This window comes from Jannaschia pagri, assembly GCF_019655435.1.
In the GTDB taxonomy this organism is placed as follows: Bacteria; Pseudomonadota; Alphaproteobacteria; order Rhodobacterales; family Rhodobacteraceae; genus Jannaschia; species Jannaschia pagri.
In genome coordinates this window covers 1-25,820 of record NZ_BPFH01000006.1, presented here as the reverse complement: position 1 = coordinate 25,820, position 25,820 = coordinate 1, and the positions used below count along the sequence as shown (strand labels likewise).

Sequence of the window (25,820 nt, the reverse complement as noted above, 5' to 3'; positions counted from 1 at the left end):
ATCCTCTCTCAAACCGCAGTAACGACCTCTCATACACGCCATGCACGAGGGAACACGTCGTCAGCCTGCCCGGAGCGCCATCCGTCTGGGCGCAGGCCCGAAGCAGGCCACACCCAACGAGCGCGCACAGGCCAGCGACCGCTCGAGGCCGGATCTGCGTCGCTTACTCCGCCGCGGCAGCCTGCTGCGCGTGACGAGGCTCAATCCACCCAGACAGGTTTTCAATGACGATTTGGGCCAGCGCATCCATATGCGCGTCATCATCGTTCAGACACGGGATATAGGTGAAGTGCTCGCCGCCCGCTTCCTCGAAGCTCTCTTTGATCTCTTCATTGATCTCTTCCAAGGTCTCGATGCAATCGGCTGAGAAAGCAGGCGCAATCACAGCGATGTTTTTCTTGCCGTCCTCTTCCGCCAAGCGCGCCACCTCTTCGACCGTATAGGGCTTGAGCCATTCCTCGGGACCGAACTTTGACTGGAAGGTCGTGATGATCTCGCTCTTGTCCCAGCCGAGCCGTTCCCGCAGCAGACGCGTCGCCTTTTGGCACTGACAGTGGTAGGGGTCTCCCTCCATCAGGTAGCGCTTCGGCACACCATGGTAGGAACAGACCAGAATCTCGGGCTTGGTGTCGGCTGCGGCGTAGGCACGCTCGACTGATTGCGCCAGGGCCTCGATGTACCGCGGATCGTCCGAATATGCTGGCACGGTCCGAACGGGTGGTTGCCATTTCAGGGACATCAACGACCGGAAAAATTGATCGTTTGCGGTCGCCGTCGTCGCCCCGGCGTACTGGGGATACAGCGGGAAAAACACGATCTTCGTGCAGCCCGCCGCCTGCATCTGCTCGACCTTGGATTTGGTCGACGGGTTGCCATAGCGCATGCAGTAATCGACGACGACATCTTCGCCAAACGCCTCCTGCATCCGCTCGGCCATCTTGGCGGTCTGCGCTTTGGTGATCGTTGCCAGCGGCGATTCGCCCTGGGCCTCGTTCCAGATCGACTTGTAAGCCGCCCCGGACGAAAACGGACGCTTCGTCAGGATGATCCCCTGGAGCAGCGGCTGCCACAGCCAGGGTGAGTAGTCGATCACCCGCCGGTCCGACAAAAACTCATTCAGATACCGCCGCATCGACCAATAATCGTATCCGTCTGGCGTGCCGAGGTTTGCCAAGAGAACACCGATTTTGCCCATGCGGACCTTTGGGTGATCGGCGGGCGCATGGGGCAGATTTGTGGCGGGCATCATGTTCATTGTCTCAGGTCCCCTGTTCCTTGACCCCCAGGGCGTCGGCCAGCCGTGCTTGGGCCGAACCGGGCCGCAAGGGTTTGGGCTGATCGTCGGACGGGGCCCACCCCGTCAGGAAGATCATTTCGAAAGTCGCGCGCAGGCCATCCCCGTCCGCGAAGGTGTTTTGGTATATACGGTCCGCAGTCGCAAACAGTTCACGTTTCGGCGTCTTTCTGTGACGGGCGGCCAAGGCATTTGTTTCACCCATGGCCCGCAGGTCCCGCATCAGCCGCCAGATCGACCCATAGCGCGTCCGAAGCGGCAAGCGATCCGCCACTGGCAGCGCGAGCCCCGCCCGTTGCAGCAGCGCCCCCATGTCGCGCACCTCGGCCATGGGGGCCACGCGGGGGCTAAGCCCTCCAGTCACCATGGTTTCGGCTTCGGCCAGGGCGATCCGCAACTCTGCCAGGGTTTCGCCGCCAAGGGCCGCCGAGAGGAACAAACCGTCGGGACGGAGCGCACGACGGCACTGGATGATTTGCCCCACCGGGTCGTCGGCCCAATGCAGAGACATCCCGTGTATCACCAGGTCATGCTGCCCCGGCTCCAAATCCAGAACGGGTGTATCGGGCACGATACGGGCATCGGGGATCAGACCGTCCCAGACATGCGGGTGTCCGGTCACAATCACCGGCTTCGTAAACGTTCTGTTAACGTCTCGCAGTCTTTCTTGGATCTCATCCCGCGCCGCGTCGTGCAGGAACCATGCCCCGGTATCCGGGGCGGCAAAAGCACGGGCCCGATGTCGCAGCAGGGCCGCGCGGTCTGTCAAAGTCTCTTGCTGCATATGAACGGAGTTAGGCGATGGGACCCGCATTGCAAAGGTTGGCGGTGCGGGGTGCGACCGGGTTACGCGATATTCTCTACCCGCAGACCTGCGCGCTCTGCGATGCGCGGGTGGAGGAAGCTTATGCCCTCTGCCCGTCTTGCTGGGCGGAAACCCCGTTTATCAGTGGGGCGGCCTGTGATCTCTGCGGCACCTCTCTGCCTGGCGCAGGGGATGGCGCACCGAACCGATGCGACGACTGCTTGACGTTCGCGCGCCCCTGGGACGAAGGCCGCGCGGTGCTGTCCTACGGAGGAGCCGGGCGGCGAATGGTTCTGGCGCTGAAACACGGTGACCGCACGGAACTGGCCGAAACAGCGGCCCGTTGGATGCTGCGCCGATCCCGCGACCTCGTGGATCAGCACACCGTGTTCGTCCCTGTCCCCATTCACCGCTGGCGCCTGCTCAAACGGCGCTACAACCAATCTGCCTTGATCGCGCGCAGCTTAGCCCGCCTCACCGACGGGCGGTTCGCACCGCAGGCTTTGGCCCGCACCCGCCCGACGCCCAGCCAAGACCACAAGGGCACGCGCGACCGGTTTGAGAACGTCTCAGGCGCGATTACAGCCGGCGGTGACCCGGTGACCGACTGCCACGTGGCTCTGGTGGATGATGTCATGACCTCGGGCGCAACCCTCGCGGCCTGCGCTGAGGCGCTGAATGCTGCGGGGGCGAGACGGATTACCGCGCTGATGTTGGCCCGCGTTGCGAAGGACGGCTAAGCGCATGTAAGAAGGGCAAAGCCGCGAAGGAGTTGTCCCATGAAAGCCGTCGATGTCTATACGCAACCCCTGTGTGGTTTCTGCACCGCCGCGTTGCGCCTTTTGGCCTCGAAGGGTGCGCAGGTCCGCGAAATCGACACCGCTCGTCAGCCCGGCGCGCGGGCCGAGATGCTGCAGCGGGCCAATGGGCGTCGGACCACGCCGCAAATCTTCATCGGGGACACCCATGTGGGCGGCTGCGATGATCTCTACGCGTTGGAGGATGCGGGCAAACTCGACGCGTTGTTGGCAGACTGATGCGCCTCGGTCTGCTCCAACTGACGGCGACGGACGACCCTGAGGCCAACCTGTCGCACATAATACGCCACCTGGACGTCGCCGTGACGCAAGGGGCCGAGTTCGTCTTGACGCCAGAGGTGTCGAATTGCCTGTCGTTCAACCGCGCCCACCAGAAAACCGTCCTCCGCCCCGAAGCACGGGACCCCACGCTTGCCGCGCTGACCGCCAAAGCGGCCGAGCATGGAATCTGGCTGCTGATCGGGTCGCTGGCCTTGCGCACGGCTGATCCAGAGGGGCGCTTGGCCAACCGGTCCTTCTTGATCGATCCTGCGGGGCGGATCACCGCGCGCTATGACAAGATCCACATGTTCGACGTTACCGTCAGCGAGACCGAAACTTTCCGCGAATCGGCAGGGTACCGCCCCGGCACCCGCGCTACCCTGGCCGAGACGGCTTGGGGCAAGGTCGGCATGTCGATTTGCTATGACCTGCGGTTTCCAACACTTTACCGGCGGCTGGCCCAGGCCGGCGCGTCCTTTCTGACCGTTCCAGCGGCCTTCACCGCGACGACGGGCGCCGCCCATTGGGAAGTGCTGCTGCGCGCCCGTGCCATTGAGACCGGCAGTTTCGTCATCGCCCCCGGCCAAACCGGTCAGCATCAAGTGACCGAGGAGCAGGTTCTGAGGACCCATGGTCACTCCATGGTGGTTGCCCCCTGGGGGGAGGTTTTGCTCGATGCGGGAACCGAGCCGGGCGCCTATTGCGTCGACATCGACCCGACCGAAGTGGCCCGGACCCGCGCGCGCATTCCGTCGGTCACGGCTGAACCCGGATGGGACGGCCCGTGAGCGAGGCAACCGACCAACTGGCCACAGCGCTGTTCAGTGAACTGCTGACGGCGGATCAACTGATCCGAGGACGCCTCAGCCGCGCCCTGCCCAAGGGGATGGAGCTGTCGCACTTTGTCGTCCTCAACTACCTCGCCGAACATCGCGAGGAACGGACGCCCGCCGAACTGGCCCGCATCTTTCACGTCACACGCGGCGCGATGACCAATACGCTGACAAAACTGGAATGGGCGGGCCACATCCACATCCGTCCCGACTGGGACGATGCCAGACGCAAGCGCGTGGCGATTTCGGGATCCGGGGCGCGGTCCCGGGACGATGCGCTCAGCGCCATCCGTCCGATCCTCCGCGACGCGGTGGGTGATTTGGGGAGCGACCGCATTCGGGCCGCGATCCCTGTTTTGCGGGAACTGCGGTTGCGTTTTGCGGCTTCGGACAGCCCGTCAAAGCCTGCGGCGGGTTAGCAAAACGGCGGCCTTCGCGGCCAGGTCCGAACCATCCGCGCCATGGCCATGCCAGTTAATCCAAACGGCGCACCATCATCTGCGTGCCTTGCTTGCGCATTTCCAGACGTTTGATCTCCGCCACCAGGTCACTCAACTTGCGTTTGCCGTAGGTGCGCGTATCGAAGTCCGTTACTTCCGCCGTGATCTGACTGCCCAGTGCGCCCAAGGCGTACCAATCATCGTCCTGATCCATGCGGTCCATGGCGCGCAGGATAAGCGGCAGGGCATCCTGCGGCTTTTGCTTACCGCTCTTGCCTTGGGTGTGCGGGACGGGTTCGTCCACCAGGTTCTCGATTTGAATGAACCGGTTGACGACCTTGCGCAGGCTCTCGGGCGCCTTCGCTTCGCCGATGCCGATCACCTCCAGCCCCTCCTCGCGAATGCGGCTGGCCAGGCGCGTGAAGTCACTGTCCGATGACACCAAGACAAAGCCATCGAACCGCCCGGCATGGAGTATATCCATCGCGTCGATCACCAGACCAATGTCAGAGGCATTCTTGCCTTTCGTATTGGCCGTCTCTTGATGGGCCACCAGGCCGAGTTCCAACACCTTGTCCGACCAGCCCTTCAGGTGACCTCCCGACCAGTCGCCATAGACTCGGCGCAGCGCAGGCTCCCCAAGCCCCGTGATTTCCTTGAGGATAGCCTCAGCATATTTCGCCGGAATGTTGTCGGCATCGATCAACACCGCGAGCAAAGGACGATCCCGTTGTGGCATGGTGCCCCCTTCTCGAAACGGATGTGCCCGCTCTCGCCTAAAAGAGGAGGACATCCACGGATGAGATAGAGTAGCCCACTTGGTCAAAATGAACAGACGTTGAGCCCGGAAGAAACAGCGTCGAGGTGGCCTCCTCATAGAAAAAGCGATTGCTTTCTAAGGCCGCGGCCGCACCTTCAGGCGTGATCGGTCGAAGGTTGATACTCGCGTCACCAAAGCTGAGAAATCTGTCGTCGATCAGAAGCTTATCACCGGGCCTAAAATCCGTGATCTCTACTGCCGAAGTCTCGGCACCGGTGTTTGCGAGGAGCACGAAGTAGTCGTCGCCCAACCCGCCGGTCAACGTGTCCGCGCCACCCCCACCAATCAGGACATTGTTGCCACTGTTGCCGATGATTTCGGTTGCGCTGACCCCATCGGTAACCCGCGTGTTGGCTGTCCCATCCAGCGTAACACGTTCGACAAAACTGCTCCGCAGATGAACCGAAGACATCGCGAAGATCTCATCGAACCCCTCATCCCGTGCTTCCACGACGCGATCTTGGGCCAGGTCGACGTAGTAGACGTCATCCCCGGCTCCGCCGACCATCACGTCATTTCCTGCGCCGCCGTCCAGCCTGTCGTCACCCTCACCGCCATGAAGCGTGTCCTGTCCGGCGCCGCCGTCCAACAGATCATCCCCCTGCCCGCCGTCGAGTTTATCGGCGCCACTCCCACCGAACAGATCATCGTCTCCGTCGCTGCCTGACAGCGTGTCATCCCCGAGGTCGCCGTAAAGGCTGTCATCTCCGAACCGGCCAAGCAGCAAGTCGTCCCCGGCGAAACCGCGCATATCATTTTCGCCCCTGTCGCCGGACAAGGTGTCGTCACCGTCGGTCCCGCGACGCAAAAACGTTCTTCCCTCCTGGGGGTCCCCCGGGCCACCGGACTGTATCACGCCGTCGAAAGGAACCACGACGGTTTCGATGTCCTGGTCAAACCGGCCTTCCTCTCGCACCCGGACGGACCACGCCAAGGCAATGCCGTCCGGCGTGTAGTCAGCCTCAAGCTGCGTGGTATCCGAAATGGACGGCGCAAGTGTTGTCACAAGCTGCGCAGGTCCGGCCGGCGTGATGGCACCGTCATTCACCTCGTAGTAGCGGAGAATCAGGCGTGCCTCTCCCAAATACCCAGTCGGCGTGTCCCAGTGCGCGAGGGCGACGCCGTCCTGCGTCGGCACGATCGCAAATTTGCCGGGAAACGGCTTGCTACCGGATGTTGGCGTAAAGCTGGCCTGCTGCGTCCCCTCAGCGTCAAACCAGACCAAGGTAATTGTGTCCCTGTCCCTGTCGCGCGATCCATAGGCGACCACGAACCCACCGTCGGCAAGCCAAGTTACTTGCGGTATGTGACCACGATTGCGGTCGGTCGCGCCGTCGATCTTCAAGGTTTCGACGACCGCTTCGCCAACTGCGTTCTCGACTGTGAGGAACAAACTTCCGCTTTCGGCACCAGACTGACGTTCCCAGACATAGGCGGTGCCGCCGCCCTTCAGACCCGTCACATCATACGTCAGGTTGCCGTGCGCCACACGATCGTCATCGATGGCATCGAGCGTTCCAAAAGACGGTGTTCCGGCCTTAGTCTCGATCCGTCCAAGCGTCATCGTCACTTGGTCGACCTCAAGCGGTCTGAACGGATTAAAAAAGTTGACGAACCTTTCTGTCACGTAGTCCGATTGGATTGAAACAATATCTCCATCTGCAGTCGGTGCAATAGCAGCACGGAGTGAGAACGCATCATCATCTGCTGCCGAAAATTGACGGTAGCTAGGGGCATCATTTTCCCCCTGACCAAGGAACGCGATAAAGAGTTCGTGGTCGTCATAAATTAGCGTAGACCCCTCCCCATCGGTGACAGCGGCGGTCCAAACAATTGCGACGTCATCGCCCGTTGACCACGGCGCGACAGAGGGGTTTTGCCATCGTTGATCTTCTGGCGGTGTAAGTGTTGTCGCTGAACCATAAAACGCCCCTTGAGAATCAAAGCGTTGCGTTATGAGGGCAGCCTGCGTGGGACCGCTCCCAATGGGCTGGAAGCTTCGCCACACGACGACATAGTCGCCATTTGGCGCGCGCGCCAGATCGAATTGGACATCTAGGGCAGCACTTGGGCCGCCAAATCGAACGGGCGAAAACTGAGGTGTATCGGACACGGGACCATCAGGCCTTTGCAGGTTAGCGCCTGCTTTGCAGGCTACGGAACTTCAATTCCGTGTTGGTCTAACACCGATCCCCGTATTCGCAACTCGGCTTTGTCGATTATGCCCTAAAACAAAAGCACATCATCGACCGTTAATCGGGTTCCCGCGCCCAGATCGGCTACGAGGTCGCCGCCGATCCGCAATTCCCCCGTTGATTGATCGTAGGCGACGTTGCCCCGGGCCAGGGCCTGGGCCGCGACGCCTGGGTCGACCTGACGGACGTCCACGGTGCCATCCCCCAGATCAAAGATCTGGTCATCCAAGGCAATGATATCGCTTGATCCGAAGTCGGTGATGGACATCACGCCGGGCGCGTCCCCATCCTGCAAAACGAAATAATCCACGCCGCCGCCGCCCGTGATCGTATCATCGCCGCCGCCGCCCGCCAAAATGTTGGACCCGGCATTCCCAGTGATTTCTGTCGCGTAACCGTTTGCGATCACACGCGCGTTTCCGTTTCCCGTCAGGGTGACGGCTTCGACCTCTGCTTGGCCCAAGGTGACAGCTGTACTGGCGAGGATGGCATCCGTGCCGCCGCCTTCCGCTTCGACAACAACATCGCGTCGATTGTCGATCCGGTAGGTATCATCCCCGAGCCCGCCTTCCATCCGGTCCTGGCCCGAGCCTCCATCCAGGGTATCGTTCCCCGCGCCGCCCTCTAGGGTGTCATTGCCACTCTCCCCCTGCAGGAGGTCATTCCCGTCTTCGCCGCGCAGTAAGTCGTTGCCCTCACGCCCAGAGATGGTGTCGTTCCCCTCAGCCCCGTCCAGCGTGTTGGGCCGCTCGTCGCCCCGGATCACCTGATCCAATTCACCGGCGGTGCTGGGCGCCTCAACAAGCCGGGCCGTCCCGTTCGAGATTATGGCTCCGTTGGACAGGACAAATTGCTCCGTCCAATTGACGATAATTCCGCCCGCCTTGTTTTCATGCATTTCGAACTCTCGAGGAAAGGCGGCGCCGCGCATGACCTCGAACGGCTCCCCCAACGACTCGCCCAGGGCGTCGAAGAACTGGCCGATGACCTTGTATTCGCGGCGCGGGTTGTCTGAGTCCTCGACCTCTTCCATCCACGCGGAAAAGAAACCACCCCCCGCGATATCAACAACTTGTGGACTGCGTTCACGGACATCGCCGGTAACAGCGATTGGCACCACCGGTGTTTCTTTGACAAGTCGGACTTCGGCACTCGTTCGATCCAGGCCGTAGATCTGAGCGAAAAGGTCCGTCCCATTGGGTTCGGTGCCCGGCACATCCCGCGAGGCGTGTTGGATGACAAAGCGGCCATCGGCCAAAGCGGCGACCTTGTAGTTAAAGTGGAAGCCCTCCGAGACGGGATTGACCTCAAACTCCTCGATCAGGACCGAGCCGTCGGGGTTCAGGACCTGCGCCAAGATCGCATACTCGATCCCATCTTCGTCATCTGCGGGAAAGCTGCGATAGACGACGACGATCTCGCCCGTGGTCAGGGTTGTGATCTCCGGGTCGTCCTGCGCGCCGATCCGCGTCGTGTTGATGAATTGGGGGGAGGGAACAGCGAGGCCCGTGTCATCGAAGCGACGGAAAAAGATCTCCGCATCGAATTCGCCAAGGCCCGGGCCTTCCTCGGAAAAGCCGCGCCAAACGGCGACAAAGCCATCACCAGCGGCTGATATCTTGTGGAAATAGTCATTCCGGTTCGAGGTGGCGTTGAGCGGCAGGACACCAGACCTGGGCACGCCCTCCGCATCGAAGATACGATATAGGATGTCGCCCTGGCTGCCGCCCAGCCCATCGGGTCGGTCCCGTTGGACCGTCCAGGCAATGACGATGTTTCCGTTGGAAAGTTCGGCAAATTCCAGACCCGTGCCGCGGTTCGCTGGGTTGGCACCGAAGTAATCCACGCCATCGGTAATCGGCTGGGCGTCGCGATCATACAGCCGCAACTTGCCCGTGGTAACAACCGCCAGGTTCCCGTTCGAGAGGGCAAAGACATCGGAGCTGCCGATGGTCGCCGTTGTCGCGTCACCCTCCCAAAAGAACTTCTCGGTAATGAACTCCCCACCAATGGAAATCATGGCCCCCTCCCAAAGTCACAAAACGACAGGAAGGAGGATACGACAGAGGCGCCTAACCTGTGAAGGCCGCGATCAATAGACCACGACGCTCCGAATGCTTTCGCCCGCGTGCATAAGGTCGAACCCCTTGTTGATATCATCGAGACCCATGGTGTGGGTGATCATCGGGTCGATCTCGATCTTGCCGTCCATGTACCAATCGACAATCTTGGGGACGTCCGTGCGCCCGCGCGCGCCGCCAAAGGCCGTGCCGCGCCAGACCCGCCCCGTGACCAGTTGGAACGGCCGCGTCGAGATCTCCGCACCGGCGGGGGCCACGCCGATAATCACGCTTTCCCCCCAGCCTTTATGAGCCGATTCAAGGGCTTGGCGCATGACGCCGACGTTGCCCGTGGCATCGAAGGTATAATCCGCACCGCCCTTGGTCAGGTCGATCAGATAGGGGACCAGGTCGCCCTCGACCTCGGATGGATTGACGAAATCGGTCATGCCAAAGCGTTCGGCCATGGATTTCTTGTCTGGGTTCAAGTCGACGCCGACAATTTGGTCCGCCCCGGCAAGCCGCAGCCCCTGGATAACGTTGAGCCCGATACCACCCAAACCGAAAACGATGGCGCGGGATCCGATTTCCACCTTAGCGGTGTTGATGACGGCACCGATGCCCGTGGTCACGCCGCAGCCGATGTAGCAAATCTTGTCGAACGGGGCGTCTTTGCGGACCTTGGCCAGGGCAATCTCGGGCAGGACCGTATGCTGCGCAAAGGTCGAACAGCCCATGTAATGCAGGATCGGATCGCCATCGAGCGTCGAGAACCGAGAGGTGCCGTCCGGCATCAGCCCTTGGCCCTGGGTCGACCGGATCGACTGGCACAGGTTGGTCTTGGGATTGAGGCAGTATTCACACTCCCGACACTCGGGCGTGTAGAGGGGGATCACGTGATCACCGGGCTTGAGCGAGGTCACACCGGGACCCACTTCTACGACCACGCCGGCGCCTTCGTGGCCCAGGATTGCAGGGAACATCCCCTCTGGGTCAGCGCCCGACAGGGTGAATTCATCGGTGTGACAGATACCCGTCGCCTTCATCTCGACCAGGACCTCACCGGCACGCGGGCCGTCGAGGTTGACCTCCATCACGTCTAGGGGCTTTCCCGCCTGAATGGCGACGGCGGCTTTGGTGCGCATGGGGTCCTCCGATATCCGTGCTATGCAAGGGTTGGGGGAACCGTTCGGTGAATGCAACGACCATCGAGAGGATCAGCAATGCGTTACTTATGGGTTTTGGCCGCCATGGGTTTGACCGCCTGCAACGTGACAGATGAGGGCGACGCGCCCGACGCCTGCGGCGCATCGGAATACGCGTCCCTGGTGGGGGCCAATATCGCGGCAGTCAGCCTACCCGCCGAGGTGAATGATCGTGTGATCGGGCCGGATACCATCGTGACGCAGGATTACGTCCCAACGCGGCTGAACATCCGCACCGATGCGCAGGGCGTGATCTTGGCGTTGGATTGTGGGTAGCAGCTCAGTCAAGAATTTCTGAGGTGAAGATCTGGGCACCCTGCGTACACCCCTTGTACACCCCCTGACCTGCAAGATGGGCGCTGTCCCCTCGGATCCGGGCCGTCCTGCATGGCCATCGACAGTGAGGTCGGCGCGCGTCAGCCAGCCCTCCCCCGCCCGGATCGGGGGCGCTTGCATCTTGCGGCGCCCTCACCTATGTACGCTCCAACAGCGGCGGCCTGCGGGTCTCCACCGGGAAACATCGACGGGCCGCGGGCCCGTTTTTTTGTGCTTGGAAGCAGTATGTCCGATTTGATCGCCAAAACCGCGCTGGACAAGCGCCTGGCCGAGATCGTGACCCCCGTCATCGAAGACATGGGGGCCGAACTGGTGCGCCTGCGCCTGATGTCTGGCAAAACACCCACCTTGCAGGTCATGGCCGACCTGCCGAATGGCGGCATCGAAGTCGATGCCTTGGCCGAGATTTCCACGGCGCTGTCGGCGACGCTGGATGTCGAGGATCCGATCACCGATGAATACACACTGGAGGTCTCCAGCCCCGGCATCGACCGCCCCCTGACACGGCTCAAGGACTTTGAGACCTGGGAAGGCTATGAAGCCCGGATCGAGACGACCGAGCTGATCGACGGGCAGCGGCGCTTCAAGGGCATCGTGCAGGGCGTTGAGGGCGACGAGGTTCTGATCGAGATCGAGCAGGGCAAGGAGACGCCGACGATCGGGCTCCGGTTCGAGTGGCTGAGCGATGCCAAGCTGATCCTGACGGATGAGTTGATTCGCGACGTGCTGAAGGCACGCAAGGACAAGGGTCAGATCGACGAGACCCAATTCGACGAAGTAGAGACACTTATGGACGGTGAGGAAGACTGATGGCCATCACATCCGCAAACCAGCTGGAGCTTCTCCAGATCGCCGACGCCGTCGCGCGGGAAAAGATGATCGACCCGGGCCTGGTGATCGAGGCCATGGAAGAGAGCCTCGCCCGCGCCGCCAAGTCCCGCTACGGCTCGGAAATGGACATCCGCGTGTCCATCGACCGCCGCACCGGTCAGGCGACGTTTACCCGCGTGCGCACCGTGGTCGAGGACGAAGAGCTTGAGAACGAAAAAGCCGAACTGACCGTCAAACTGGCGCGCCAGTATCTGGCGGACCCCAAGGTGGGCGACACCATCGTCGACGAGGTTCCGCCCGTCGACATGGGCCGGATCGCCGCGCAATCGGCCAAGCAGGTCATCTTGCAGAAGGTCCGCGAAGCCGAGCGGGACCGTCAGTACGAGGAATTCAAGGACCGCGCGGGTCAGATCATCAATGGTCTGGTCAAGCGCGAGGAATACGGGAACATCATCGTCGACATCGGCGCCGGTGAGGCCGTGTTGCGCCGCAACGAAAAGATCGGCCGCGAAAGCTATCGCCCCGGCGACCGTATCCGCGTCTACATCAAGGACGTCCGTCGCGAAGTGCGTGGGCCCCAGATCTTCCTGTCGCGCACCGCGCCCGAGTTCATGGAAGAGCTGTTCAAGATGGAAGTGCCCGAGATCTATGATGGCGTCATCGAGATCAAGGCCTGCGCCCGTGATCCGGGGTCGCGCGCCAAGATCGCCGTGATTTCCTACGACAACTCCATCGACCCTGTCGGTGCCTGTGTGGGTATGCGCGGCAGCCGTGTGCAAGCCGTTGTGAATGAGCTTCAGGGCGAAAAGATCGACATCATTCCCTGGAACGAGGATGCGCCGACCTTCCTGGTGAACGCGCTTCAACCCGCTGAGGTGTCGAAGGTTGTTCTGGACGACGAGGCCGAGCGCATCGAAGTGGTTGTCCCGGAGGAGCAACTGAGCCTCGCCATCGGGCGGCGCGGTCAGAACGTTCGTCTGGCCAGCCAATTGACCGGCCTGGATATCGACATCCTCACCGAGGAAGAGGAATCCAAGCGTCGTCAGGCCGAGTTCGAGGTCCGCACCAAGCTGTTCATGGACACGCTGGACCTGGATGAATTCTTTGCCCAGCTGCTGGTCTCCGAAGGGTTCACCAACCTCGAAGAGGTGGCCTACGTCGAGGTGGACGAACTGCTGGTGATTGACGGTGTCGACGAAGGCACCGCGGAAGAACTGCAGGCCCGCGCCCGCGACTACATCGAGGCCCAAAACGCCAAGGCCATGGAGGCGGCCCGGGCCGCTGGCCTGCAAGACGATCTGGCCGGGTTCGAGGGTCTGACGCCCCAGATGCTAGAGGCGCTGACCGCCGACGGCGTGACCTCGCTTGAGGAATTCGCCACCTGTGCCGACTGGGAATTGGCAGGCGGTTGGACAATCGTCGATGGCGAGCGGTCCAAGGACGATGGTCTGTTGGAGCCCTTCGGCGTCGCGCTGGACGAAGCCCAGGACATGATCATGACGGCCCGCGTGATGTTGGGTTGGGTCACGCCCGAAGATGCGCTGGGCACCGCCGACGACGAAGACGGCGAGGCCGCCGACGGCACCGAGGAGGCCGGGGCGTGATCGCCCCGGAGATCTCCCCTGACGCGCGGCGGCAGAGACAAACATCGCGACGAGCCTGACCGTCGCTGCATCGTAACCGGAGAGACCGGGCCAAAGGCCGGGTTGATCCGTTTCGTTGTGGGACCGGACGAAATGGTCTATCCCGACGTTACCGGCAAGCTGCCGGGGCGCGGGATTTACGTGTCGGCGGACCGGGCGGTCCTGGAACAGGCTGTGGCCAAACGGATGTTCAGCCGTGGCGCGAAACGTCAGGTGGGCGTGCCGGGTGATCTGATCCAGTTGACCGAGGCCGGGCTGCTCAAGCGGGTGCAGGACGCCATCGCCATCGCGCGCAAGGCAGGCCGGGCCGTTGCGGGCTACGAGAAGGTCAAGACCATGCTCGACCGGGAAGAGGCGCAAGTGCTTCTCCAGGCGACGGATGGGTCGGAGCGAGGCAAGGGCAAACTCTCGACGCCCTACGGCGGCAAATGGATCGGGTTCCTGACCGCCGATGAATTGGGCCAAGCCTTCGGTCGGGACCGGGTGATCCATGCGGCGGTCGCCGCTGGAACCTTGGCAAAACGTATTGTAGAGGAAGCCGCAAGGCTTCAAGGCATCAGAGATGACGGCGGCAAACCGGCCGCCGAGAAGGATACTGGGAACGCATGAGCGATCAGGACGGAAAAAAACCCCTCGGACTTTCGGGCGGCGCCCGCAGCGGTCAGGTAAAGCAAAGCTTTGCCCGCGGTCGCACCAAAAGTGTCGTTGTGGAAACCAAGCGCAAACGCGTGATGGCGCCAAAGCCTGGCGCCCAGTCTGCGGCTGCGGTCAACGCCCAGGGTGGCAAATCCGCCGGAACCACCGATGCGGAGATGGAGCGCCGCCTGCGCGCGCTGCAAGCCGCAAAGGCCCGTGAGGCCGAAGACGCTGAGCGTCGGGCCCGCGAAGAGCGTGAAGCCGAAGAGGCCCGCGCCCGTCGCCGTGCCGAGGCCGAGGCCAAGGAACGCGAAGAGCGTGAGCGCGAGGAACTTCTGAAGGCCAAGGCCGAGGAAGATGCCCGCCGCAAGCGCGAGGCCGAGGAAGAGCGGTCCAAGCCCGCCAAGGCGGCACCCGCCGCTGCACCCCAGCCAGAGCGTCAGCGCAACTTGGGCCCGGATGCGAAGCCCGGTGGCAACAACGACCAGCGTCGGCGTCGCGATGACGACTCGGGCAAACCCCGGGGCGGTGAACGTCGTGGTGGCAAGCTGACCGTGAACCAAGCCTTGGCCGGTGGCGAAGGCGGACGTCAGCGTTCGCTCGCCTCCATGCGCCGCAAGCAGGAACGTCAGCGCCGTGGCCAAGGTGGCGGGTCGCAGAACCAAGAGAAGGTCGTGCGCACCGTGCAGCTGCCCGAGACGATTGTTGTCTCGGAACTGGCCAACCGGATGACCGAGCGGGTCGCCGCAGTCGTCAAAGCGCTGATGCAAAACGGCATGATGGTCACCCAGAACCAGGTTCTGGACGCCGATACCGCCGAACTGATCATCGAAGAATTTGGCCACAAGGTTCAGCGCGTCTCGGAATCGGACGTGGAGCAGGTCATCGACCAGGTCGAAGACAAGCCCGAGGATTTGAAAGACCGCGCGCCGGTCATCACGATCATGGGCCACGTCGACCACGGTAAGACCTCGCTGCTCGACGCGATCCGCAAGACCAAGGTGGTGTCCGGTGAGGCCGGTGGCATCACCCAGCACATCGGCGCCTATCAGGTGGAAACCGGTGGCACGGTTCTGTCGTTCCTCGACACGCCCGGCCACGCGGCCTTTACGTCCATGCGCGCCCGTGGTGCCCAGGTGACGGATATCGTTGTTCTGGTGGTGGCTGCCGACGACGCGGTCATGCCCCAGACCATCGAAGCCATTGCCCACGCCAAGGCGGCGGGTGTTCCGATGATCGTGGCGATCAACAAGATCGACCTGCCCGCCGCGGATTCGAACCGCGTGCGCACCGAACTGCTACAGCACGAGGTGATCGTGGAGGCCATGTCCGGTGAGGTTCAGGACGTTGAGGTCTCGGCGCAGACCGGCAAGGGCCTGCCCGAGCTTCTGGAGGCGATTGCCCTGCAGTCCGAGATCCTGGAGCTGAAGGCCAACCCGAACCGCGCCGCCCAGGGCGCCGTGATCGAAGCCCAGCTAGACGTGGGGCGCGGCCCTGTGGCCACCGTCCTCGTGCAGAACGGTACGTTGAAGCGTGGCGATATCTTCGTCGTCGGCGAGCAGTGGGGTAAGGTGCGGGCGCTGGTCGATGACCAGGGCAAGCGCGTGAACGAAGCGGGGCCGTCTGTTCCGGTCGAGGTGCTTGGCCTGAACGGCACGCCCGAAGCGGGCGACGTGCTCAACGTGGTCGAGACCGAAGCCCAGGCCCGCGAAATCGCCGAGTATCGGGAACAGGCGGCCAAGGACAAGCGCGCCGCTGCCGGGGCCGCCACAACGCTGGATCAGCTTCTTGCAAACGCCAAGGCGAACGAGAACGTCAGCGAACTGCCGATCTTGGTGAAAGCCGACGTGCAGGGGTCCGCCGAAGCGATCGTGCAGGCCATGGAAAAGGTCGGCAACGAAGAGGTGCGCGTGCGCGTGCTGCACTCGGGCGTGGGCGCCATCACGGAGTCGGACATCACGCTGGCCGAAGCCTCTGGGGCGCCGGTCATCGGCTTTAATGTCCGAGCCAACGCGCCCGCGCGGGCCGCTGCCAACCAAAAGGGCGTGGAGATCCGCTACTATTCGGTGATCTACGACCTGGTGGATGACGTGAAACAGGCGGCGTCGGGCCTGCTCTCGGCAGAGGTCCGCGAGAACTTCATCGGCTACGCCGAGATCCGCGAAACCTTCCGTGTGACGGGCGTTGGCAACGTCGCGGGCTGTCTGGTTACCGAGGGCGTTGCGCGCCGCTCCGCCGGTGTTCGCCTGCTGCGAGACAACACCGTGATCCACGAGGGCACGCTGAAGACGCTCAAGCGTTTCAAGGACGAGGTCAAAGAAGTGCAGTCGGGTCAGGAATGCGGCATGGCGTTCGAGAACTACGACGACATCCGCAAGGGCGACGTGATCGAGATCTTCGAGCGCGAAGAGGTCGAGCGCACCTTGGCCTGACCCAACGGCAACGTAAAGACGGACTTGGGGGGCCTCAGCGCCCCCCTTTTCATATCTAGGGTCCGTCTGGGCCGCCCCTTACCGTGGCGGGCGCGCCATGAAGATCGGGTGGGGTTGAAACCCGTCGCCCTTCGCCACCGGGGTTGTCGTCTTGTGCGGCGCCGGGTTCCCACCCTCTTCACCTGACGCGAATGGCATCACGCGACGCAATACGGGCGTGTCCGGCGCCTGTCGTCGCGGTTTGGCGAGCAAAGCCTCGGCCGGTTGCGGCGCATCATTTGGGGACACGCGCGTTGGTGTCCATTGGGAGTTCGATTTTGCGGGGGCCTGGGTCGAACGCGGGGCCTTATCGCCCGTTGAACTATCCTTCGCCGCCAGGGCAAGCGTGACTCGTAGGTGAAGGGCGCGCAGGGCGAGGCTCGCGCCAAGGGCTGTCAAAACCAGACCAAAGAGCAGTTGGGGGGACAGCCACGGAGGGGTGTCGGTCTGGACGGACAGCACGGCCAGACCAGCCAAAGTACCTCCACCTGCGATGCAGAGGACGCCAAGCGCCAAAGCCAGCAGCGATGCCAGCGGGGCAACGGCTATGGAAAGGGGGTATCGGGTCATGGGCTCACCTCTTGGTTTTTGACCAAGGGTGCGCGGTGTCACGCCGATCCCCAAACGAAAAGGGCCAGTCCCGAAGGACTGGCCCAATCTTTGCCGATGATTGCTGCCGACTTAGGCGGTTTCCCGCGTGCCCTTGCCTTTCACAGGCGCCCAGATGCGCTTGTTGGTCAGGTAGAGCAGCACCGACAGCACGGTCAGCATGATGATCGCCGTCAGGCCCATCTGCTTGCGGGCGGCAAGCTTGGGTTCTGCCGTCCACATCAAGAAGGCCGACACGTCGGTGGCAATGGAGTCGATGTCCGTGGGCGCACCGTCGTCGAATTCGACGTCATCGCCGTAGAGAACCGGTGCCATGGAGATCCAGCCGCCGGGGAAGGCTTTGTTCTCGTAGAGAACGGTGCCTGCCTCTTCCTTTTCCTCTCCGGTGTAGCCGGTCAGCAGGGACGCGATGTACTCCGGCCCGCCCGTTCCGTTGAGGAACTGGTTGATGCCGAGGTTGGCGGGGCCGTGGAAACCGGCGCGTGCCTTGGCCATCAGCGACAGATCAGGCGCGCCAACGGAGTTGTTTTCCGGGAAGTGATCGGTGGGCGCAGCCGTACGGAAATCGCCTTCGCCACCGTTCATGGACCGGTCAAACACTTCGTAGGTCGCGGTGTAAGCCTTCATCTGGTCTTCGGTGAAGCCCACGCCGCCTTCGTCCGCGAGGGTGCGGAACGGGACGTACTTCAGACCGTGGCAGGCCGCGCAGATCTCGGTGTAGACCTTCAGGCCGCGCTGCAGCTGGTTCTGGTCGTAGGTGCCGGTCAGCCCCTCGAACGAGAACGGGTAGTTGGTGACCTCTCCGGCGCCCCCCGCGGCGAAAACCGCGGAGGTGGAGATGGCCAAAGCAGCGGCCGTTTTGGTGATGATAGAACGCATAGTGGCGTCTCTCCTTATTCGGCCGGGGTGGCCGCGCGGTCGCCAATGGCCGACCCGGACCCTCCGTCCCCGCCGCCGTAGTGCGAGTTGAAGTCTTCTTCGATCGTAGCCGGACGCGGCAGCGGCTTTTCGAAAACGCCCAGCAGCGGCAGGATCACCAGGAAGTAGGCAAACCAGTAGGCCGAAGCGACCAACGAGAGGGAGGCCCAGGGCTCCTCTGCGGGCATGGACCCGAGCCACATCAGGACGAAGAAGTCCACGACCAGCAGCCAGAACCACCACTTGAACATCGGACGGTACTTACCCGAGCGGACGGACGAGGTGTCGAGCCAGGGGGCGAAGGCCATGATGGCGATGGCGCCGAACATGGCGAGCACGCCGAAGAACTTCGCGTCGATGATGCCGCCGGTCAGGAACTCTGCCGCGATCACGACCCAGACATCCGCCGTGAAGGCACGCAGGATGGCGTAGAAGGGCAGGAAGTACCATTCGGGCACGATGTGTGCGGGCGTCGCCAGCGGGTTCGCCTCGATATAGTTATCGGGGTGGCCCAGATAGTTCGGCATGAAGCCGACGATGGCGAAGAACACCAGCATGATGACGGCCAGGGCGTACAGGTCTTTGATGACGAAGTACGGCCAGAACGGCAGCGTGTCGGCTTTGGCTTCGGCCTTCGAGGTGCGGCGGACTTCAACACCCGTGGGGTTGTTGTTGCCGGTGGAGTGGAAGGACCAGATCTTCACGATGGAGAGGCCCAGGATCAGGAAGGGCATCAGGTAGTGCAACGAGAAGAAGCGGTTCAGCGTGGCGTTGCCAACCGCAGGCCCGCCCAGCAGCCATGCCTGGAGCGGCTCACCCACGAAGGGGATGGCGCCGAACAGGCCGGTGATCACGGTCGCACCCCAGAAGGACATCTGACCCCATGGCAGCACGTAACCCATAAAGGCGGTGCCCATCATCAGCAGGTAGATGATGATTCCCAGGATCCACGTGATTTCCCGCGGGGCCTTGTAGGAGCCGTAGTAGAGGTTGCGGAAAATATGGGCGTAAACCGCGATGAAGAACAGCGACGCGCCATTGGCGTGGATGTAGCGCAGGGCCCAACCGCCGTTCACGTTGCGCATGATGTGCTCGACCGAGCCAAAGGCCAGGTCCACATGCGGTGTGTAGTGCATGACCAGCACAATGCCGGTGACAATCTGCAGCACCAGCGTGAAGGTCAGAACGATGCCCCAGATCCACATCCAGTTGAGGTTCTTGGGGGTGGGAATCATGAGGGTGTTATAGAGCAGCCCGATGATTGGGATGCGGCTTTCGACCCATTTCTCGCCCTTTGATCCGGGCTCGTAGTGGTCGTGGGGAATACCAGACATTCGCTATGCCTCCTCAGCCGAGCGTGATCGTTGTGCCGTCCAGGACGGCGGGGGGAACGGGCAGGTTCGTCGGGGCCGGACCCTGACGAATACGTCCCGCAGTATCGTAGTGAGACCCGTGGCACGGGCAGAACCAGCCGCCAAAGTCACCGGCGCCGTCGCCCAGGGGCACACAGCCCAGGTGCGTGCAGACGCCCATCATCACGAGCCATTCGCCATCTTCGGACAGGGCCCGGTTGGCATCGGAGGCATCGGCGCCGGCGTCGATGTTCTCGTTCTGCGCGACCGGGTCCGGCAGGGCAGACAGGTCCGTGTTGCGCGCGGCCTCGATCTCTTCGGCGGTCCGACGGCGAATGAACACTGGCTTACCCAGCCAGAGCGCGGTGATCTGCGTCCCCACCTCAACGCCGGAGACGTCAACATCGATGGAGGCCAGGGCCTGCACATCGGCGGAGGGGTTCATTTGGTTGACCAGCGGCCAGACAGCGGCACCTGTGACCACGACGCCCGCACCAGCGGTGGCGTAGTACAGAAAGTCGCGGCGGGTGCCGGAATGATCGTCTGCGTGTGACACTGAAGGTCTCTCCCGTATCGTTTGGGCCGTCGCCCATCGTCAAAAAGCGATGGGGCCACCCAGAGGGGCCGCCCGCATTCGGGGCCTCTTACGACGAAGATAGGCAGGATATCCAGCGGACAATGCGGCGCAGGTGGCGCCTTTGGTCGCATCGGGACGGTGTTAGCGCCTAAAATCCAAGACGTTTGAGGACCGCAGGGCCCTTCGTGGGCCGGTGACCTGCTAAGGCGCGCTTAGGACACGGCCCGGAGCCCCAGGCTCACGCCCCGCCCGCGCCCCCGAATCGTGGCGGCCCTCTCCTAGTCCGCCGCCTGCGCCTGCGGGTCCAACAAAAGCTCCATATCGAAATGCGGGATGCCACCATCGTCGTAAGGTGCGCCATAGGCGGCAAACCCAAAGCGCGCGTACCACGGGACAACATCTTGCTGGGCGCTTAGATACAGCCGTGCAACCCCTTGGGATCGGGCCGTCTCCAACGCGTCCGCCATCAGACGCGCCGCGTAACCGCGCCCCCTGGCCTGGGACAGCGTGGCCACCCGACCGATTTTGAGCGTCCGGCCATCGGATTTGGTGCGGATGGTGGCCACGGCCACGCCCCCCTCCCGCAGGATCCAATGGGTGCACCCGCCATCCGTGCCGTCCAACTCATCGGCTTCGGGGATGCCCTGCTCGTCGATGAAGACGGCGCGGCGAATGGCGAGGACCTCATCGGTCAACGCGTCGGACCGTTCGATGGAGATCTGCATTCCTTACCCCGGGACCGTGGCGACCATCGCTGGCCGGGCCGCAAAGGTTTCGGCCCAAGCGGTCAAGGCCGGTCGCGATGGACGCCAGTCTTTGTCGGAATGCCGGAAATCCAAATAGCCGAGCGCACAGCCTATGGCGATCTGGGCGGCTGTCACAGGTCCTTGCAACAGCGGCATGGACCGCGCCTCAAGCGCATCGAGCGAGCGCGTGACCTTCACCCATTGGGCCTCCAGCCAAGGCTGGTATTGCAACGCCTCGGGGCGCAGGCGCTTCTCGTAGACGATGCCCACGGCCGCCTCCATGATCGCGTTGGCGTTCGCTTCGAGGGAGAGGACATTCCATTTCGAGACCTCGGGATAAAGCGCACCGCCCGCGTGGGCATTGAGAAACTGGGTGATCACACGACTGTCGTAAATGGCGGGCCCCTCCTCGCGAACCAGGGCCGGGATCTTGCCGGATGGGTTGGCCGCGTTCAGGGCCGCGTCGCCGCCCATGGGGTTGGCCGTCACGTCGCGCACTTCGACCTCCGATAGGCCCAAGTCCAGCAGGGTGACGCGGCACACGCGTGCGAAAGGCGAAGCGGGGGAGCTGAGCAAGTACATGGACGTTCTCCGACGTGGTGGTTGGGGCACGCTAGCGGCTCGGCTGGGCAGGGGTAAAGCCGGTTGCGCCTGGACCATCGCCGGTGACCGGCGATATCGCGGCGGTGCACCGCCGCGCCCGCGCTCAACCCTCGCGCATCATTTGCGCCAGGGTCGCAAGCTCTACGCCGTGCCCTGCCCCGATGGCCTCTGCGGCCCGCAGTCGGACAGCGTCGGGCTTATTTTGGTTAAGCTTCCACGTGGCCTCGATGGCCGTCACATGGAGGCGACACGGCACGATCTGCCGCATCATTCGGTCCAGCACCTCAGGTGTCATTTTGGCCGTTGTCCACGGCGCCTTACCCGTTAGGCGATCTTCGAAGGACGCGCTTTGGCGGTCGAGCATGTCGCGCATCACCTCCTGTGGAAGCTGCATCAGGCGTCCCCGAATATGCGCGGCAACGTAGTTCCACGTGGGCACCTGATCCGGCACCTTGTACCAATCGGGCGAGACGTATCCGTCGGGTCCCTGGACGGCAATGACGGCCTCCGTCTCCCCCAGCCGCAGGATTGGGTTGGAGCGCACCAGGTGAAGGTCCGCCGTTTGCGCATCCGAGGACAGCAGGAACGGGATGTGCGACAGGAGCGGCCCGCCCTCGGCGTTCACGGCGAGCGTGCCGAAGGACCGGTCCCGGATCAGATCGAGCGTGTGCGCCTCGGGCGCTTGGCGGAAAGACGGGTTTGGGTGCATGGGCCATAGGTTTTCCACGGGGCCCGCCCGATGCAAGGGAAACAATGTATCGCTACGGTGTGGGTCGGCCCAACGCTTGGGAGGCGCCGCAAGCACACCGGTCTTGCCGCGCGGGTCCAATGGGCGCAAGGAAGGGGCATGGCCCTCTTCGCCGCCCCTGACAGACCGGATCGCTTGCGCAGTGCCATTGGCCTGCGCTTGGCGGCGGCTGCGCTCGCCACGGGGATCGGGATCTGCGTACACGGCGCGGCCAAGACGGCGCCGACGGGTCAGGTCGTGTTGATGCGGGCTGCCCTGTCGTTGCCGTGGTTGCTGGCCTATGCGGCGCTGACCGCGCCCGTCGCCGACTGGCTCCCCCGCGACCGGGCGGCCCATCTGCGGCGAGGGCTGCTGGGCGGGGTGGTCATGACGCTCAACTTCTATGCCCTGGGCCAACTGCCTGTCGCCCATGCCCAGACCCTGGGCTATCTAGCGCCGGTGCTGAGCGTGCCGGCGGCGGTTCTGCTGCTGGGCGAACGATTGACGCGCCAAGCTGTGGTGGCGGTGGCCGTTGGGTTCGCTGGCATGTGGGCGATGCTCTATACCTCGGTGGCGACGCCGGGCTGGGGCTGGGCCGAATTGTCGGGCATGATCGCGGGGATCACAGCCGCCGCCGTCATGGCGCTATTGCGGGTCCAGATCCGCGCCATGACCGCGACCGAGCCCACGATCTCCATCGCGCTATCCTTTGCGGTCATCACCAGCGTCATGGGCGCGGGCGCGGTCTTGGTGACCGGTTGGACACCTATGACGGCGGAGCTTTGGGCCTGGCTCGGCGGGGCGGGGCTGTTCGGGGCTGCCACGCACATCGCGGCGACCGAAGCTTCGGCCCGGGCGCCGGTGACCGTGCTGGCGCCCTTCGATTACACGGGGCTGATCTTTGCCGTCCTGCTCGATTTTCTGCTGTTCGCCCATCTGCCCGGACCTTGGGGATGGCTGGGCATTGTGTTGATTGCGGTGGCCGGGCTCATCATGGTGCGCAAGCCCCGCGCCGAGGGCGCATTCCTGCGCCTCAAATAGGCGCTATCCCGCGCGCAGGGCGGTCCCGTCCCTGGCCATGATCCGGGCGGAGACGATGGCCCCTTCGACCTGGTCCCTGTCGAAATGCACCGGCGCGAATTGGGCGGTGCGGCCCATGCGGGGGCTTTCCATCAGAACGTCGTGCATCTGGCCCACCTGCGCCTCCAGGTGGCGCGTTACGGCCTTCTCCCCGGCGGCACGGAGCCGCGCGGCCCGGTCGCGGATGGCGCGCCCGTCAACGGGTGGCATCTTGGCCGCAGGCGTGCCCGCGCGGGGCGAATAGGGAAAGACATGGAGCCAGGTCAGATCGCACTCCTCCACCAGGCGCAGCGAATCTTCGAAATGGGCCTCCGTCTCAGTCGGGAAGCCCGCGATGATGTCGGCACCAAAGGTGATCTCGGGACGCAAGGCACGGGCCTGTTCGACGAAACGGATGGCATCGCCGCGCAGGTGGCGGCGCTTCATGCGCTTAAGGATGAGATCCGCCCCGTGCTGCAGGCTGAGGTGCAAGTGAGGCATCAGGCGCGGCTCCTCAGCGATGCAGCGCATCAGGGCCTCGTCCACTTCGATCGAATCGATGCTGCTGATGCGCAGGCGCGGCACGTCGGTCAAGCGCAGGATGCGGGCCACCAGATCCCCCAGCGGTGGCTGCCCCGGCAGATCCGCCCCCCAAGAGGTCATATCGACGCCGGTCAGCACCACCTCATGGAACCCACGCGCCACCAGACGATTGATCTGATCCACCACGACGCCGGCGGGCACCGAGCGGGAGTTTCCGCGTCCGTAGGGAATAATGCAAAACGTGCAGCGGTGATCGCAGCCGTTCTGGACCTGCACGTAAGCGCGGGAGCGCGTGCCGAAGCCGTCGATCAAATGCCCCGCCGTCTCGGTCACAGACATGATGTCATCGACTTGCACAGGCTCCGTCCCGCCCGTGGACAGCCCCGCCCAGGTGGCGGGCTGCATCTTTTCGGTGTTGCCGATGACGTGGTCGACCTCGGCCATGGCGGCAAAGCTGTCGGGATCGGTCTGCGCGGCGCAGCCGGTCACGATCAGGCGCGCCTCCGGGTGGGCGCGGCGCAGCTTGCGGATGTCTTGCCGGGCCTTGCGCACGGCCTCGGCGGTGACGGCGCAGGTGTTGACGATGACCGCATCCTTGAGGCCCGCGCCTGAGGCCAGCTCTCGCATGGCCTCGGCCTCATAGGCGTTCAGGCGACAGCCATGGTTCGACAGGAGCGGCCCCGTCAGCTGAGGGGCGGACGGCTTGGCGTCGGTCACAATAGCACACCGTCAAACACATGGGCCGTAGGGCCGGTCATCCAGACGCCATCTTCGCGCCAATCGACCTGGATCGTCCCGCCGTCCAAATCGATGCGGACCTTGCGCCCGGTGATGCCCCGCCGCGCGGCGGCCACGGCGGTGGCGCAGCTGCTGGAGCCGCTGGCCAAGGTGATGCCCGCCCCGCGTTCCCAGACACGCATGCGCAGGTGGTCTGGCGCGACCACATGGGCGACCTGGACGTTCGTGCGTTCGGGAAACAGCGGGTGATGTTCGTGGGTAGCCCCAAAAGTCGGCAGGTCCACAGCCTCGGCGTCGTCTACAAAGAATGTGCAATGGGGGTTGCCCATACCGGTCGCGACCGGATCGCCGTCGATGGGCAGGTGCAGGGTCGGCACCTCCCGCGCGAGGGGGACATCGGCCCAAGCCAGAAGCGGCGCGCCCATGTTGACCGAGGTGAGGCCATCGCCCGCGTCCTGGGCGAGCAAAAGCCCCCTTTCGGTCCGAAGGGTCAGCGTGCCCTGGCCACGGCGCGCCATTTCCCAGGCCGCGATGCAGCGCGTCGCATTGCCACAAGCCCCGGCGGTGGAGCCATCGGCGTTCCAAAACAGCAACTCCAGGTCAGCATCCGCGCCGTCGCGGATCACGGCAAGTTGGTCAAACCCCACGCCGCGATGGCGGTCACCGACCCTGCGTGCCAAGGCCGCATCAACGCGGCGAGCGGTGCTGCGTTCGTCCACCACGACGAAATCGTTGCCAAGACCGTGCATCTTCATGAACGGCAGACCATCTGATGTTTCAAGAGCCATGGCGCGCAGATACGCCCGACAGAAAATTTTTGGAAGACCCCCCGCTTGACGGCACTCTCAGGCAGCGGTAGGAGCGCCCCCGGAGAGCCGATAGCTCAGTTGGTAGAGCAACTGACTTTTAATCAGTAGGTCCAGGGTTCGAGCCCCTGTCGGCTCACCATTTACCCCTTCAGATGTGACGACCCATGATAGTTGACCATTTTGATCATGTTTGTGGTCATTATGATCACCAATCCTGGTCATTCATTGACTATCGCACCCTTGCTCTGAAAGTCAGATCTGAACAGATTTTTTGTGCACACGCGCTTTGACAGCTGGTCGGGTTTTGCATGCGGCGTCCGAAGTGCATGCACCCGGTGTGAAGTCCACGGGCAGGAACAAATCCCTCACTTAGATGGCCCTTACCCAAGCGGCAATGTCGCGACTATTTGTAACGTTTCAAAACAGTTGAATAAATCTGACCTGCTCCCCTTAGAGTCCGCGCTTATAGGTTAGCGCTGTTCAGGGTTTGG

General features: G+C 63.2%; 25 protein-coding genes and 1 tRNA gene. 11 read left to right on the top strand and 15 right to left on the bottom strand.

Translation table 11 applies throughout. The features are described from left to right. Window positions 1-163 precede the first annotated feature (163 nt). Together hemH and K5R33_RS15065 are read right to left on the bottom strand one after the other, a co-directional pair. The gene (gene hemH / locus K5R33_RS15070; protein ID WP_220749898.1) at window positions 164-1,255 is read right to left on the bottom strand and encodes a ferrochelatase; all 1,092 of its coding nucleotides are present in this window, start codon (window positions 1,253-1,255) and stop codon (window positions 164-166) included. Between the two features lie 4 nt (window positions 1,256-1,259). Further along, entirely contained in the window at window positions 1,260-1,916 is a 657-nt protein-coding gene (locus tag K5R33_RS15065; RefSeq protein ID WP_308443246.1) for a methyltransferase domain-containing protein, read from the bottom strand. Between the two features lie 179 nt (window positions 1,917-2,095). Here K5R33_RS15065 and K5R33_RS15060 point away from each other — a divergent pair, with 179 nt between their 5' ends. The 4 genes from K5R33_RS15060 to K5R33_RS15045 are packed head-to-tail and all read left to right on the top strand — an operon-like array spanning window position 2,096 to window position 4,430. Further along, window positions 2,096-2,839, top strand: a complete 744-nt coding sequence (locus tag K5R33_RS15060) for a ComF family protein (protein WP_220749896.1) — start codon at window positions 2,096-2,098, stop codon at window positions 2,837-2,839. Window positions 2,840-2,878: 39 nt separating this feature from the next. Further along, window positions 2,879-3,136: a glutaredoxin 3 gene (grxC, locus tag K5R33_RS15055; protein ID WP_220749895.1), complete on the top strand. Its 258-nt coding sequence runs from the start codon at window positions 2,879-2,881 to the stop codon at window positions 3,134-3,136. Further along, on the top strand, window positions 3,136-3,966 hold the full coding sequence (locus K5R33_RS15050) for a carbon-nitrogen hydrolase family protein (RefSeq protein ID WP_220749894.1): 831 nt from the start codon (window positions 3,136-3,138) through the stop codon (window positions 3,964-3,966). The genes grxC and K5R33_RS15050 overlap by 1 nt, the downstream gene beginning before the upstream one ends. Beyond that, on the top strand, window positions 3,963-4,430 hold the full coding sequence (locus K5R33_RS15045) for a MarR family winged helix-turn-helix transcriptional regulator (RefSeq protein ID WP_220749893.1): 468 nt from the start codon (window positions 3,963-3,965) through the stop codon (window positions 4,428-4,430). The genes K5R33_RS15050 and K5R33_RS15045 overlap by 4 nt, the downstream gene beginning before the upstream one ends. Window positions 4,431-4,485: 55 nt before the next feature. On the opposite strand, the gene K5R33_RS15040 is transcribed toward K5R33_RS15045, so the two are convergent. From K5R33_RS15040 to K5R33_RS15025, 4 genes are all read right to left on the bottom strand, one after another. Further along, a complete protein-coding gene (locus K5R33_RS15040) occupies window positions 4,486-5,190 on the bottom strand; it encodes an NYN domain-containing protein (RefSeq protein WP_220749892.1) in 705 nt (234 codons plus the stop codon). Between the two features lie 37 nt (window positions 5,191-5,227). Further along, a complete protein-coding gene (locus K5R33_RS15035; protein WP_305067755.1) occupies window positions 5,228-6,835 on the bottom strand; it encodes a calcium-binding protein in 1,608 nt (535 codons plus the stop codon). Window positions 6,836-7,497: 662 nt separating this feature from the next. Beyond that, complete coding sequence (locus tag K5R33_RS19175; protein ID WP_220749890.1) at window positions 7,498-9,486, bottom strand: calcium-binding protein; 1,989 nt, start codon at window positions 9,484-9,486, stop codon at window positions 7,498-7,500. Window positions 9,487-9,558: 72 nt separating this feature from the next. Continuing rightward, window positions 9,559-10,671 (bottom strand): S-(hydroxymethyl)glutathione dehydrogenase/class III alcohol dehydrogenase, encoded by a 1,113-nt coding sequence (locus K5R33_RS15025; RefSeq protein ID WP_220749889.1) that lies wholly within the window; start codon window positions 10,669-10,671, stop codon window positions 9,559-9,561. Window positions 10,672-10,749: 78 nt separating this feature from the next. On the opposite strand from K5R33_RS15025, the gene K5R33_RS15020 reads away from it, so the two are divergent. The 5 genes from K5R33_RS15020 (at window position 10,750) to infB (ending at window position 16,609) form a co-directional block, all read left to right on the top strand. Further along, window positions 10,750-11,007 carry an I78 family peptidase inhibitor gene (locus tag K5R33_RS15020; RefSeq protein WP_220749888.1) on the top strand — a complete coding sequence of 86 codons (258 nt, stop codon included), beginning with the start codon at window positions 10,750-10,752 and terminating at the stop codon, window positions 11,005-11,007. A 285-nt stretch (window positions 11,008-11,292) separates the two neighbouring features. Next, the gene (gene rimP, locus K5R33_RS15015; protein WP_220749887.1) at window positions 11,293-11,877 is read left to right on the top strand and encodes a ribosome maturation factor RimP; all 585 of its coding nucleotides are present in this window, start codon (window positions 11,293-11,295) and stop codon (window positions 11,875-11,877) included. Continuing rightward, window positions 11,877-13,502, top strand: a complete 1,626-nt coding sequence (gene nusA, locus K5R33_RS15010) for a transcription termination factor NusA (RefSeq protein ID WP_220749886.1) — start codon at window positions 11,877-11,879, stop codon at window positions 13,500-13,502. Before rimP ends, nusA begins: the two co-directional genes overlap by 1 nt. A gap of 18 nt (window positions 13,503-13,520) precedes the next feature. Beyond that, the gene (locus K5R33_RS15005; protein ID WP_220750094.1) at window positions 13,521-14,150 is read left to right on the top strand and encodes an RNA-binding protein; all 630 of its coding nucleotides are present in this window, start codon (window positions 13,521-13,523) and stop codon (window positions 14,148-14,150) included. After that, window positions 14,147-16,609 carry a translation initiation factor IF-2 gene (gene infB / locus K5R33_RS15000; protein ID WP_220749885.1) on the top strand — a complete coding sequence of 821 codons (2,463 nt, stop codon included), beginning with the start codon at window positions 14,147-14,149 and terminating at the stop codon, window positions 16,607-16,609. Before K5R33_RS15005 ends, infB begins: the two co-directional genes overlap by 4 nt. Window positions 16,610-16,687: 78 nt before the next feature. Here infB and K5R33_RS14995 read toward each other — a convergent pair whose 3' ends face one another. The 7 genes from K5R33_RS14995 to K5R33_RS14965 form a co-directional block, all read right to left on the bottom strand. Further along, window positions 16,688-17,218, bottom strand: a complete 531-nt coding sequence (locus K5R33_RS14995) for a hypothetical protein (RefSeq protein WP_220749884.1) — start codon at window positions 17,216-17,218, stop codon at window positions 16,688-16,690. Between the two features lie 111 nt (window positions 17,219-17,329). Beyond that, window positions 17,330-18,136 (bottom strand): cytochrome c1, encoded by an 807-nt coding sequence (locus tag K5R33_RS14990; protein WP_220749883.1) that lies wholly within the window; start codon window positions 18,134-18,136, stop codon window positions 17,330-17,332. Window positions 18,137-18,150: 14 nt separating this feature from the next. Further along, window positions 18,151-19,509 (bottom strand): cytochrome b, encoded by a 1,359-nt coding sequence (locus tag K5R33_RS14985; RefSeq protein ID WP_220749882.1) that lies wholly within the window; start codon window positions 19,507-19,509, stop codon window positions 18,151-18,153. 13 nt (window positions 19,510-19,522) lie between these two features. Continuing rightward, window positions 19,523-20,083, bottom strand: a complete 561-nt coding sequence (petA, locus tag K5R33_RS14980; RefSeq protein WP_220749881.1) for a ubiquinol-cytochrome c reductase iron-sulfur subunit — start codon at window positions 20,081-20,083, stop codon at window positions 19,523-19,525. Between the two features lie 299 nt (window positions 20,084-20,382). Further along, window positions 20,383-20,829 (bottom strand): GNAT family N-acetyltransferase, encoded by a 447-nt coding sequence (locus K5R33_RS14975; RefSeq protein WP_220749880.1) that lies wholly within the window; start codon window positions 20,827-20,829, stop codon window positions 20,383-20,385. Window positions 20,830-20,832: 3 nt separating this feature from the next. Beyond that, window positions 20,833-21,432: a glutathione S-transferase family protein gene (locus tag K5R33_RS14970; RefSeq protein ID WP_220749879.1), complete on the bottom strand. Its 600-nt coding sequence runs from the start codon at window positions 21,430-21,432 to the stop codon at window positions 20,833-20,835. A gap of 124 nt (window positions 21,433-21,556) precedes the next feature. Beyond that, window positions 21,557-22,162 (bottom strand): FMN-binding negative transcriptional regulator, encoded by a 606-nt coding sequence (locus K5R33_RS14965; protein WP_220750093.1) that lies wholly within the window; start codon window positions 22,160-22,162, stop codon window positions 21,557-21,559. Between the two features lie 138 nt (window positions 22,163-22,300). Here K5R33_RS14965 and K5R33_RS14960 point away from each other — a divergent pair, with 138 nt between their 5' ends. Then, window positions 22,301-23,221, top strand: a complete 921-nt coding sequence (locus K5R33_RS14960; protein ID WP_220749878.1) for a DMT family transporter — start codon at window positions 22,301-22,303, stop codon at window positions 23,219-23,221. A gap of 3 nt (window positions 23,222-23,224) precedes the next feature. On the opposite strand, the gene mtaB is transcribed toward K5R33_RS14960, so the two are convergent. Both mtaB and dapF read right to left on the bottom strand, forming a co-directional pair. Further along, window positions 23,225-24,469 (bottom strand): tRNA (N(6)-L-threonylcarbamoyladenosine(37)-C(2))-methylthiotransferase MtaB, encoded by a 1,245-nt coding sequence (gene mtaB, locus K5R33_RS14955; RefSeq protein WP_220750092.1) that lies wholly within the window; start codon window positions 24,467-24,469, stop codon window positions 23,225-23,227. Window positions 24,470-24,495: 26 nt separating this feature from the next. Then, window positions 24,496-25,308: a diaminopimelate epimerase gene (dapF, locus tag K5R33_RS14950; protein ID WP_255576488.1), complete on the bottom strand. Its 813-nt coding sequence runs from the start codon at window positions 25,306-25,308 to the stop codon at window positions 24,496-24,498. Between the two features lie 84 nt (window positions 25,309-25,392). Between dapF and K5R33_RS14945 the strand changes: the two genes are divergently transcribed. Beyond that, window positions 25,393-25,468: transfer RNA gene (locus tag K5R33_RS14945), tRNA-Lys, on the top strand. Window positions 25,469-25,820 lie beyond the last annotated feature (352 nt).